The organism is Pseudomonas sp. MWU12-2020, assembly GCF_023100605.1.
Lineage (GTDB): Bacteria > Pseudomonadota > Gammaproteobacteria > Pseudomonadales > Pseudomonadaceae > Aquipseudomonas > Aquipseudomonas fluorescens_H.
Genome location: NZ_JALMEX010000003.1, coordinates 145,136 through 157,246, shown reverse-complemented (window position 1 = coordinate 157,246; position 12,111 = coordinate 145,136). Strand labels below are relative to the sequence as shown.

General features: G+C 60.3%; 10 protein-coding genes. 1 reads left to right on the top strand and 9 read right to left on the bottom strand.

The features are described 5' to 3' along the window. Positions 1–15: 15 nt before the first annotated feature. Together pgl and zwf are read right to left on the bottom strand one after the other, a co-directional pair. Positions 16–729, bottom strand: coding sequence for a 6-phosphogluconolactonase (gene pgl / locus M0814_RS08030; RefSeq protein WP_003227435.1), 714 nt, complete (start codon positions 727–729; stop codon positions 16–18). Continuing rightward, entirely contained in the window at positions 716–2,182 is a 1,467-nt protein-coding gene (gene zwf / locus M0814_RS08025; RefSeq protein WP_003227440.1) for a glucose-6-phosphate dehydrogenase, read from the bottom strand. Before zwf ends, pgl begins: the two co-directional genes overlap by 14 nt. Before the next feature lie 226 nt (positions 2,183–2,408). On the opposite strand from zwf, the gene M0814_RS08020 reads away from it, so the two are divergent. Continuing rightward, positions 2,409–3,269, top strand: coding sequence for a MurR/RpiR family transcriptional regulator (locus M0814_RS08020; protein ID WP_169432688.1), 861 nt, complete (start codon positions 2,409–2,411; stop codon positions 3,267–3,269). Between the two features lie 219 nt (positions 3,270–3,488). Here M0814_RS08020 and M0814_RS08015 read toward each other — a convergent pair whose 3' ends face one another. The 7 genes from M0814_RS08015 to M0814_RS07985 form a co-directional block, all read right to left on the bottom strand. After that, positions 3,489–4,343, bottom strand: a complete 855-nt coding sequence (locus tag M0814_RS08015) for a D-hexose-6-phosphate mutarotase (RefSeq protein WP_003227443.1) — start codon at positions 4,341–4,343, stop codon at positions 3,489–3,491. Between the two features lie 287 nt (positions 4,344–4,630). Continuing rightward, positions 4,631–5,980, bottom strand: a complete 1,350-nt coding sequence (locus tag M0814_RS08010; protein ID WP_103486264.1) for a carbohydrate porin — start codon at positions 5,978–5,980, stop codon at positions 4,631–4,633. Positions 5,981–6,176: 196 nt separating this feature from the next. Then, a complete protein-coding gene (gene ugpC, locus M0814_RS08005; protein WP_003227447.1) occupies positions 6,177–7,337 on the bottom strand; it encodes a sn-glycerol-3-phosphate ABC transporter ATP-binding protein UgpC in 1,161 nt (386 codons plus the stop codon). A 2-nt stretch (positions 7,338–7,339) separates the two neighbouring features. Next, a complete protein-coding gene (locus tag M0814_RS08000; protein ID WP_003227450.1) occupies positions 7,340–8,185 on the bottom strand; it encodes a carbohydrate ABC transporter permease in 846 nt (281 codons plus the stop codon). Continuing rightward, positions 8,178–9,086 (bottom strand): sugar ABC transporter permease, encoded by a 909-nt coding sequence (locus tag M0814_RS07995; RefSeq protein ID WP_003227452.1) that lies wholly within the window; start codon positions 9,084–9,086, stop codon positions 8,178–8,180. Before M0814_RS07995 ends, M0814_RS08000 begins: the two co-directional genes overlap by 8 nt. A 153-nt stretch (positions 9,087–9,239) precedes the next feature. Beyond that, positions 9,240–10,541 carry an ABC transporter substrate-binding protein gene (locus M0814_RS07990; RefSeq protein ID WP_003227454.1) on the bottom strand — a complete coding sequence of 434 codons (1,302 nt, stop codon included), beginning with the start codon at positions 10,539–10,541 and terminating at the stop codon, positions 9,240–9,242. 118 nt (positions 10,542–10,659) lie between these two features. Next, positions 10,660–11,919, bottom strand: a complete 1,260-nt coding sequence (locus M0814_RS07985; protein ID WP_003227456.1) for an AGE family epimerase/isomerase — start codon at positions 11,917–11,919, stop codon at positions 10,660–10,662. Between the last annotated feature and the right edge of the window lie 192 nt (positions 11,920–12,111).

The window sequence follows — 12,111 nt, the reverse complement described above, 5'->3', positions numbered from 1 at the left end:
CGGCTGATCCTTGGCTCATGGGCACCAGTAAATCTCTAACGTAGGTTGCAGAAACGCGCGTACCGGCATGGCCGCGACGTCGTCGGATGCCAGCGCGGCATTCAGGGTGGTCAGTTTCGACTGACCGGAAATCGACAGAATCTTGTGCTTTGCCGAAGCCAGCAGCGCGCGGCTCATGGTCAGGCGTTGACGCGGCACGCTCGGCGCCAGCATCGGCCAGCAGCGACGGGTGCCGTCAATCTGCAAGGCTTCGGTCAGGTTCGGACTGTCGGGGAACAGCGACGCGGTGTGACCGTCATCACCCATGCCCAGCACCAGCACGTCGATCGGCGGCAACTCGGCCAGCAGCCGATCGGCGTGCTCCGCAGCCTGCTCGACGTTGGCCGCCGCGCTATAAAGGCTTAAGAACGTTGCCTTGGCCGCCGGCCCTTTGAGCAGATACTGCTTGAGCAGGCCGGCATTGCTGTCGGCATGCTCCACCGGCACCCAGCGCTCGTCGGCAAGGGTCACGACGACCTTCGACCAGTCCAGCTCCTGCTTGGCCAGGTGCTGGAAAAACGCCACCGGACTGCGACCGCCAGAGACCACCAGCACCGCGTTGCCGCGTGCAGCGATGGCATCGCTCAGTTGCTTGGCGACGTTCAGCGCCAGACCTTCAGCCAACAGCACCGGGCTCTTGAATGGGTGAGCGTGCACGCCCGCAGGCAGTTTCACATCAGATATCGCCATACCACGACCTCCCGTCCCGCGTGATCAGTGCAATCGAGCTCATCGGCCCCCACGACCCGGCCGCATACGGCTTGGGCGCGTCACCGGATTTTTTCCAGCCGGCGATCAACTGGTCACACCACTTCCACGCGGCTTCGATTTCATCTTTACGGACAAACAGGTTCTGATTGCCGTTCATCACTTCCAGCAACAACCGCTCGTAGGCATCGGGGATCCGTGCGCTGCGCCAGGTGTCGGAGAAATTCAGTTGCAGCGGCCCGCTGCGCAGTTGCATGCCTTTGTCCAGGCCCTGCTCCTTGGTCATCACACGCAAGGAAATGCCTTCGTCCGGTTGCAGACGGATGATCAGTTTGTTGCTGATCTGCAGGCGCTGTTCCGGCGCAAAGATGTAGTGCGACGGTTCCTTGAAGTGGATGACAATCTGCGACAGCTTCTGTGGCATGCGCTTGCCGGTACGCAGGTAGAACGGCACGCCGGCCCAGCGCCAGTTGCGGATGTCGGCACGCAGGGCGACGAAGGTTTCGGTGTCGCTCTGGGTGTTGGAATTCGGTTCTTCGAGGTAACCCGGAACGGATTTGCCTTCGCTGTGCCCGGCGATGTACTGACCGCGCACCACCTGAGTGGTCAGGCCTTCCGGGCTGATCGGTGCCAGCGCCTTGAGCACTTTGACCTTTTCGTCACGGATGCTATCGGCGGACAGGTCGGCCGGCGGGTCCATGGCGATCAGGCACAGCAGCTGCAACAGGTGATTCTGGATCATGTCGCGCAGTTGGCCGGCCTTGTCGAAATAGCCCCAACGGCCTTCGATGCCGACCTTCTCGGCCACGGTGATTTCCACGTGGGAAATGTAATTCTGGTTCCACTGGGTTTCGAACAGGCTGTTGGCGAAACGCAGGGCGATCAGGTTCTGGACGGTCTCCTTGCCCAGGTAGTGGTCGATGCGGTAGGTGCGGTTCTCCGGGAAGAACTGCGCCACGGCGTCGTTCACTTTGCGCGAGGATTCCAGATCGGAGCCGATCGGCTTTTCCAGCACCACACGGGTGTTTTCTGCCAGACCGACTTTCGCCAGGTTCTCGCAGATCGCGCCGTACACCGCTGCCGGTGTGGCGAAGTAGGCAATCATGCGTTGCGTGGTGCCGGCGGCTTCGGCCAGCGCCACATAGTCTTCAGCCTTGAGGAAGTCGACGTGCAGGTAGCTCAGGCGCGCCAGAAAGCGCTCGGCCACGGCCTCGTCCAGCTCTTTGCCGACGTAACGGCGCAATTCGGCGGCGATGAACGCCATGTGCTGCTGCTCGGAACCGGGTTCACGGGCCAGCGCGATGATGCGCGTGTCTTCGTGCAACAGGTCGGCGCCATCGAGGTGATAAAGGGCAGGAAACAGCTTGCGCAGGGCCAGATCGCCCAGAGCGCCGAACAAGGCAAAGGTGCACGGTTCAACCGTAATCGAAGGCATGATGTTTGTTCTTTTATCAAGTTAAGCTACAAATACCTTTTTTCAAGGCATCACTCAAGGGAAAATGTAGTAATAACCACAACATTTTCGCAAAATACAGATTCCGAGTGGTGGTCGGTCGGAGCCATCAGTAGGATAGGCCACCGTTACGGGCCATATCAAAGGCCCAATTTGCATAGCCCGGCGCACCTTTGCGCAGGTGAATTAGGAATTCCATATGGACCGCGTGCGAAATTTACTGGAACAGATCCAGAGTCGCCTTGAAGAGCTGAACAAGGCCGAACGCAAAGTCGCCGAGGTGATCCTGCTCAACCCGCAGCAGGCCACCCGCTTCAGCATCGCCGCCCTCGCCCAGGCAGCAAAGGTGAGCGAGCCGACGGTCAACCGTTTCTGCCGTTCGTTCGGTGTCAGCGGCTACCCCGAACTCAAGCTGCAACTGGCGCAGAGCCTGGCCAGCGGCGCGGCGTATGTCAGCCGTGCGGTGGAGGCCGATGACAATCCCGAGGCCTACACGCAGAAGATTTTCGGCAGCGCCATCGCCTCGCTCGACAGTGCTTGTCAGGCGCTCGATCCGAACCTGATCAGCCGCGCCGTCGACCTGTTGATTCAGGCCCGGCAGATCCACTTCTTCGGCCTCGGTGCTTCGGCGCCGGTGGCGCTGGATGCGCAGCACAAGTTCTTCCGTTTCAACCTCGCCGTCACCGCCCATGCGGATGTGCTGATGCAGCGGATGATTGCTTCGGTGGCGCACACCGGTGAGCTGTTCGTGATCATTTCCTACACCGGCCGTACCCGCGAGCTGGTGGAAGTGGCGCGCATCGCCCGGGAGAACGGCGCTTCGGTGCTGGGCCTGACCGCCGAGAATTCGCCGCTGGCCAAGGCCAGCACCCTGAGCCTGAACATTCCGCTGCCGGAAGACACCGACATCTATATGCCGATGACCTCGCGGATCATTCAGCTGACCGTGCTGGATGTATTGGCGACGGGGATGACCTTGCGCCGTGGGGTGGATTTCCAACCGCATCTGCGCAAGATCAAAGAGAGCTTGAATGCGAGCCGGTATCCGGTGGGTGACGAGTTCAACTGAGTCATTGAAAGCTTAAAAGCCAACCCTCACCCCAGCCCTCTCCCCGAGGGAGAGGGAGCTGACCGAGGTGTCTTGCGCTATACATCGACCTGAAATATCCAGTCGATTATGGATTCAGCACCGCTCTTTCATTTCGGCGTAATTCTTCAGCATCCCCCGATCGGTCCCCTCTCCCTCCGGGAGAGGGCTAGGGTGAGGGTAGCGGTGAACTTGACGCACTCAAGCCGCCGCCCACGCCTGCAAACTCAAGTGCGCCTTCTCTCCCGGCGCCAGATGCAGGCTGTCGGTGCCCCCCGCCGCCGCTTCGACACAGACAAACTCCGTCACTTCATCCCAACTCACGCCCAACAGCGGTCGCGAGCCGGGATGCCAGACCACGGTGTCGCCGCTGTCACCGGTATCGATGCACAACTCGCGCTGCCAGGCGTGATCCTTGAGCTGTAATTCGCCGTCGTGCTGGAACACCCGCTGACAACCACCATCGACGCGCAACTCGCCTTCCTGCTGGCAGGACCGGCGGCTCAACTGGTCGTAACCCTGCGCGCCTTCGAGGCCGGACAGCGCTATCTCACCGACATCGCCAATACGCCAGTAAGCGTGCAAAGCCTGGCTCAACTGGCACGGCATGTCGTCCTGATGCTCGGTGCTCAGGCGTAATTCCATGCGTTCACCGAGGTGCGCGTGCAGGTCGACCTGCCAGTCGCACAACTGCAATTGCCAGTGCAGGCGCACGCCATCTTCGGCGCTGCTGCTGTCGAGCAGCTTCCAGTCGAGCAGTCGTGCCCAGCCATGGGATGGCCAGGCGTTTTCGCTCGGATGGCGGCCATACCACGGCCAGCACACCGGCACGCCGCCACGAATGGCGCCAACGTGCGGCCACTTCGCCGCACACCACAACCACGGTTTCTGCCCGCGTGGCTGAAAGTGCAGCAACTGCGCGCCCTGCCGACTGAACACCGCCTGACACAGCGGATGGTCGATCACCAGCACATCGCGCATCTGATAGCGCTCCCAGGCAAACACCGGTCGTTCGCGCAGGGATTTGAAGAAGCGTTGCAGCGGATGCTCATGCATTGGCCACGGTCCTGAAAATCATGGGGGTACTCAACAATCCACATTGCTCTTGTGGCGAGGGAGCTTGCTCCCGCTGGGCTGCGAAGCGGCCCCGAAACCTTTCACTGCGGTGTGTCATTTAAACCTCATCATCAGGATTTACGACTGCTGCGCAGCCGAGCGGGAGCAAGCTCCCTCGCCACAAATGGGTACGACACAAACCTTGTATACGAGTGTCGCAAAAAAAAGCGGACAGCCTTGGCTGTCCGCAAATATGCGCACATTGAGAGGAGCTTATCGCAGACGCGTTAGAACACCGACTGAATTTTCAGGCCAGCGACCAATGCGTTGTCCACGGCATCAACGCCACCCGGGTGAGTGATGTATTGCAGGTTAGGACGCACCGTCAGCCAGTTGGTGACGTGGAAGCCGTAGTTGATCTCGTAGTTGTATTCGGTATCACGAATCGGCGAGAACACCGGATTGTCGTAGTCCGAAACACCGTTGGAAGCATTCAGCAGTTCGGCGTTTTTCTTCACGTCGTCGTTGACGTGGATACGCGCCGCGCCGATGCCGACGTCATCCTTCGGACGCGCGTCGAACGGGCCTTTGTAGACAAACATCACCGACTGGTAGTTATCGATGAAGTTGGTGTCCTTGTCGTGGAACGTGGCGTTGGCCGCAATGTTCAGACCGCGCGAGGCATCACCGTTATGGCTGGTGAGTTGCTGTTGCGCGACGAACCAGTAGCCGTGTTTGCTGCTGTGTACACGGTAAGCGTCACCGGTGGTTGCCGCGTCGTTGCCGTTGGCGTCTTTAAGTACGTCGTTGGCGTCAGCCGTGCTCTTGTAGTAACCGATACGGTATTCGCCCGGCAGGCTGTTGACCTTCGGCGACCAGACCAGCTCGACGGGCAATACGGTACCGGCAGTACCGCTGCCGCTGAGCTTGAAGCCGTTGCCGTGTTCCAGCTGCGACGGGTTCTGGTTGTACGCACCGATCTGCGCGTAGAGCTCGTCGTTGATGTTGTACTTGACGCGGATCGCGGCCTGGCTGACTGGCCAGTTGTACCAGATGTTGGTCGCCCAGTTACCGACCTGCGAACCGCAGAACGCCAGGTTCTGGAAGTCGCACGGGAAGGTGTTGAAGTCTTCGCCTTCGCCGAAGTAACCGGCCTTGACGTCGAGCTTGTTGTCGAAGAACTGGTGCTGAATCCACAACTGGGTCAGACGTACCATGTGGCCACGACCGTAGACTTCCTGCGAGGACGACAAGGTGCCGGCACGCGGATCGCCAACACGGTCGTTGGAGATGTTTTCGCCATTACGATTGGTCAGCTGGATCTTCGCCTGGGTGTTGTCCCAGCCGAGCAGTTTCTGCAGATCCAGCGCCGCGCCAAGACCAAACTGATCGCTGTAGCGTGCAGTCTTGTCGTCGTTATAGCCGCCGTGCAGGTTGCCGCCAACTTCACCGACATAGTCCATCTTGATGTCGATACCCTGCTCGATCAGCTTGGTACGCTCGCCACCCCAGTCGCCGGTCATCCATTTCGAATCGGAGCTGAATGCATCGTCAGCCATTGCATTGCCGGCCAGCACCAATGCCGCCGCAGCTGACACTTGGCAGATCAACCGGGCATTGACGTGTTTCTTTTTCATCCCTACATCCTCGTCTTTATTGTTATTAACTGTTTTTTTCCAACGTGGTTTACATAAAAAGTGCGGCGAACGACAGGCCGAACACCACTTTTCCCCTGTGGGAGCGGGCTTGCTCGCGAAGGCGTCATGTCAGTCGCCATGTGTGCTGCCCGACACTCCGTTTTCGCGAGCAAGCCCGCTCCCACATTTTTGATCTTCAGCGGCCTTTGAACTGCGCGACATTTGCCGACCGCGCTTCGGTCTGCGCCTGGCCCGCAACGCCCAGACGCTCGCCAGTCTTGGCATCGAACAACAACACTTTCGACGGATCGAATTGCAGGGTCAGGGTCTCGCCCACCTGCGGTGCCACGTCCGGTGCCAGACGGCAGCAGACTTTGGTTTCATTCAGGTTGACGAACACCAGGGTGTCCGGACCGGTCGGCTCGGTGACCTGCACTTCGGCCTTGATGCTCGGCAGACCATTGCCCTCGCCGCTCGCCAGGACGATCTGTTCCGGGCGCAGGCCGAGGATCACTTCGCGATCCTCAAGACCGGCGTCCTGCATGCTCATCGGCAACTCGCAACGGGCCTGGCCGCTGTCGAGCAGTGCCAGCAGACGACCGTCCTTGCGTTGCAGGCGCAGCGGAATGAAGTTCATCGGCGGCGAACCGATGAAGCTCGCCACGAACAGGTTGGCCGGGTCGTTGTAGATCTCTTTCGGCGTGCCGAACTGCTGGATGATACCGTCCTTCATCACCGCCACTTTGTCGCCCAGGGTCATCGCTTCGATCTGGTCGTGGGTCACGTAGACCGTGGTGGTTTTCAGGCGCTGGTGCATCAGTTTCATTTCGGTGCGCATCTCGACGCGCAGCTTGGCGTCAAGGTTGGACAGCGGTTCGTCGAACAGATAGATCTTCGGCCGCCGCGCCAGTGCACGGCCCATCGCCACACGTTGCTGCTGGCCACCGGAGAGCTGGCCCGGCTTGCGGTTGAGCAGGTGTTCGATCTGCAGCAGCTTGGCCACACGCGCGACTTCTTCGTCGATTGCCGACTGCGGCATCTTGCGGATCTTCAGACCGAACTCGATGTTCTCGCGCACGCTCATGGTCGGGTACAGCGCGTAGGACTGGAACACCATGGCGATGTCGCGATCCTTCGGGCTCATGCCGCTGACGTCCTGGTCGCCGATCATGATCGCGCCGCCGGTGATGGTCTCGAGGCCGGCGATGCAGTTCATCAGGGTCGACTTGCCGCAGCCCGACGGGCCGACGAGGATCAGGAACTCACCGTCCTTGATCGACAGTTCGATGTTCTTCAGGGTGTCCGGCAGGCCGGCACCGTAGGTCTTGTTGACGTTGCGAAGTTCGAGCGTTGCCATGATTACCCCTTGACTGCGCCGGCCGTCAGCCCGCGCACGAAATACTTGCCTGCGACCACATAGACCAGCAGGGTCGGCAGGCCGGCGATCATCGCCGCTGCCATATCCACGTTGTATTCCTTGGCCCCGGTGCTGGTGTTGACCAGGTTGTTCAGCGCCACCGTGATCGGTTGCGAATCACCGCTGGAGAACACCACACCGAACAGGAAGTCGTTCCAGATCTGGGTGAACTGCCAGATCAGGCAGACCATGATGATCGGGGTCGACATCGGCAGAATGATCCGCCGGAAAATCGTGAAGAAACCCGCGCCATCCAGACGCGCAGCTTTCACCAACGCATCGGGAATGCTCACGTAGTAGTTACGGAAGAACAGCGTAGTAAACGCCAGACCATAGACTATGTGGACGAACACCAGCCCCGTCGTGGTGCTGGCCAGGCCCATCTTGCCGAGAGTGAACGACGCTGGCAGCAGCACGGTCTGGAACGGCAGGAAGCAGCCGAACAGCAGCAGACCGAAGAACAGCTGCGAACCACGGAAGCGCCACATCGACAGTACGTAACCGTTCAGCGCGCCGATGGCGGTGGAGATGACCACGGCCGGCACGGTGATCTTGATCGAGTTCCAGAAGTAACCGTCAACCGTGGCCCAGGCCTTGACCCAGCCGATGCCGCTGACCACGGTCGGCCAACTGAGCAGGTTGCCGGTGCTGATGTCTTCCGGGGTCTTGAAGCTGGTCAGCAGCATCACCACCAGCGGAATCAGGTACAGCAGGACAGCGAGGATCAACACCGCGTAGATCGCGACGCGACTCAGGCTGAAGGCGGGTTTGGCAGCAAGACTAGTCATGACGCTTGGTCCTCAGCTCGGAGTACAGGTAAGGCACGATGATCGCGAGAATCGCACCGAGCATCAGAATCGCACTGGCCGAGCCCATGCCCATCTGGCCGCGACTGAAGGTGAAGGAGTACATGAACATCGCTGGCAGGTCGGAGGAATAACCCGGGCCACCGGCCGTCATCGCCGCGACCAGGTCGAAGCTCTTGATCGCGATGTGCGCCAGAATCATTACCGCACTGAAGAACACCGGACGCAGGCTTGGCAGCACGACTTTCCAGTAGATGGTCGGCATGCTCGCGCCATCGATCTGTGCGGCACGGATGATCGACTGATCAACGCCACGCAGGCCGGCGAGGAACATTGCCATGATGAAGCCCGAGGCTTGCCACACAGCAGCGATCACCAGGCAGTACACCACGCGATCCGGGTCGATCAGCCAGTCCAGACGGAAGCCTTCCCAGCCCCAGTCACGCAACAATTTGTCCAGGCCCATGCCCGGGTTGAGCAGCCATTTCCACGCGGTACCGGTGACGATCATCGAGAGCGCCATCGGGTACAGGTAAATGGTGCGGATAAAGCCTTCGCGACGGATGCGCTGGTCGAGGAACACCGCCAGCAGCACGCCGATCACCAGGGTGATGCCAATGAACATGCCACCAAATACGGCGAGGTTCTTGCTCGCGACCCACCAGCGATCGTTGTCGAACAGCCGGGCGTATTGCGCCAGGCCGGCCCACTTGTAGTTGGGCAGGAACGTCGAGGTGGTGAACGACAGCACGAACGTCCACAGGATGTAGCCATAGAAGCCCACCAGCACGATGAACATGCTCGGCGCCAGCACCAGTTTCGGTAGCCAGCGCTGCAGTGCATCGAACGGCGAGGCTTTGCTGAACACAGCAACAGAACTCATGGGGAAATCCAGTACAGGGAATAAAAACTACAGTGAGATCCCTTGTGGGAGCGAGCCTGCTCGCGAAAACGGTGGGTCAGTCGACGGATGTAGCAACTGACATGACGCCTTCGCGAGCAGGCTCGCTCCCACAGGGTTCGAGCCTGCTTTCAGTTATTTGGCCGACTGAACCGCCGCGCCCAGCTTCTTGGCCGCATCGGCCGGATCGGCTTTCGGGTCGTTGATGTAGTTGGTCACCACATCAAAGAACGCGCCCTGCACCGCCAGCGTGGTCGCCATGTTGTGCGCCATGCTCGGCTGCAGGCCGCCCGTCTTGGCGTCTGCCAGGAAGTCCTTGGCAGCGGTCTGCGCGCAGGAGTCGAAACCGAGTTTGTCCATGTTGTTCAACATGTCGTTACGAACCGGGATCGAGCCCTTGTTGATGCTGAAGACTTTCTGGAAGTTTTCACCCAGCACCACCTTGGCGATGTCCTGCTGACCGGCCGCAGTACCTTTGTCTTTCTGCTTGAACACCGCCAGGGAGTCGATGTTGTAGGTGAACGCCTTGTCGGTGCCCGGGAAGGCTACGCACTCGTAATCCTTGCCGGCGACTTTCTTGGCGGCAGTCCACTCGGACTTGGCCCAGTCACCCATGATCTGCATGCCGGCCTTGCCGTTGATGACTTTGGCCGCTTCCAGGTTCCAGTCCTGGCCTTTGCCGTCGACGTCCATGTAGGTCGCGACTTTCTTCAGCTCGGTCAGCGCCTTGACCATCTCGGGGCCGGTCAGCGCTTTGTTGTCCAGATCGACCAGGGCTTTCTTGTAACCATCAACGCCCATGACCGAGAGCACCACGGCTTCGAACACGGTGCTGTCCTGCCAAGGCTGACCGCCGTGGGCCAGCGGGATGAAGCCCGCAGCCTTGAGCTTGTCGCCAGCGGCGTAGAATTCTTCGAGGGTGGTCGGGTTCTTGGTGATGCCGGCTTTCTTGAAGACTTCCGGGTTGATCCACAGCCAGTTCACGCGGTGAATGTTCACCGGTACGGCCACATAATCACCGTCGTACTTCACGGTATCGGAGACTTTCTTGTCGAGCAGGCTGTCCCACTTCTCTTCTTTGGCCACGTCTTTCAGGACGTCGGTGTCGAGCAGACCGGTGGAGGCCCATTCCTGAATGTCCGGGCCTTTGATCTGGGCGACGCCCGGCGGGTTGCCGGCAACCGCACGACTTTTCAGTACGGTCATGGCCGTGGCACCGCCACCGCCGGCGACAGCGCCGTCTTTCCAGGTAAAGCCGTCTTTTTCGACTTGGGCCTTGAGCACATCGACAGCGGCTTTTTCGCCACCAGACGTCCACCAGTGCACGACTTCCACCGAACCTTTGGATTCGGCAGCGGACACACTGAGGGGCAGAATTGCGAGCGGGAACAGGGAGGCGACAGAAATGACAGTAGCGAGGCGAGAAATCGCATTCATCTGAGATGTACCTTTCTTGTTGTTATGCATGCAAGTCTGGTGCTTGCGCTGCACAGGAGTTTAAACAGGGCGTTTCCCCCCGCAGGTAACGAAGGGACGCGCAAATGTCACCACATGGTTACACAGGAACGGACCGAGATAATTGCGCCAGAGCCGTTGCCATACTCGGTGACAAGGGTAGACGAGGAATCAGCACCGCCTGCCAGGCGTGGTACAGATCGGGTTTGCCCGGCCAGATATCGGCGCTCGGACGGTTTTGCGGATCGAGTTCGTGATGCCAGCTGCCGTCGCAGCGATCGATGAAATACATCTCGCAGAATTCCCAGAACCGCCGGTACCAGGTTTCGTATTGCGCATCGCCGGTACGCTTGAGCAAAGCACTCGCGGCAGCGCTGGCCTCGGCATGGGTCCAGTGCAAGCGATGGCGGACCACTGCTCTGTTGTCCCAGTCGAGGGTGTAGACGATCCCCGGGGCGCCATCGACGTCCCAGCCGTTTCGGCAATTCTGCTCGAAGAGTTTTTGCGCATCGGTCGCCAGCCAACCGGGCGTGAGCATCCCGGCCTGGACCCGCGCGGCTTCGAGGTGCAGCAGCAGCCGCGCCCACTCGAAACCGTGGCCCGGGGTGGTGCCGTAAGGGCGGAAGCCGTCGGCCGGATTGTCGCGGTTGTATTCGCGCAGCGGTTGCCAGTCGCGGTCGAAGTGTTCGATGACCATGTAGCCATTGGCGGCGGCGTGACCGTGAATCACTCGCTCGACGATGCGTTGCGCACGCACCAGCCAGCGCGGGTCTTCGGTGACATCGGCCAGCGCGAGGAATGCTTCGGTAGCGTGCATGTTGCTGTTGGCGCCGCGATAGGCTTCTTCTTCGCGCCAGTCGCGATTGAAGAATTCGCGCATCGCGCCCTCTTCTTCGCTCCAGAAATAGGTGTCGATGATGTCGATCGCATCATCCAGCAGCGCCTGGGCGCCGGGACGTTGCGCAACCACCGCAGAACTGGCTGCGAGCGCAACGAAAGCATGCAGATAGGCGTTCTTGCCGGTGTTGCCGTCGCGATGTTCGGCGACCGCAAACCAGCCACCGTGCAGCGCATCCCGCAGCGGCCCGCGCAGGGCCGCGATGCCGTGATCGACCAGTTCGGCAAACCCCGGCAAGCCCTGAATGTGGGCCATGGCGAAACTGTGGGTCATGCGCGCGGTATTCATGGTTTCGGCCTGCGCGTTCGCCGGCAAACGGCCGCGCTCGTCGAGGTTGCCGAAACCTTCGGGCAGTCTGGAAGCCTTGGCGAATGCCAGCAGACGCAGGCCTTCGTCGCCGAGCCATTGCTGGTGAGCAGGGGCGTTCAGCCAACTGCTGAAGCCTGGGTGGAAAAGATCCATGGGTGGCCTTTTTTGTTGTTATGACTGCGGGGAGTCTAAACAACGGGCCGCGGTGGGCTTGTAACGAAGGGGGCGGGTTTTGTCACCAGTCTGTGACATAGATCAGAAGTGAAACCTGTGGCGAGGGAGCTTGCTCCCGCTGTGGCGCGAAGCGGCACCCAAAAGACGGCCTGCTGCGCAGTCCAGCGGGAG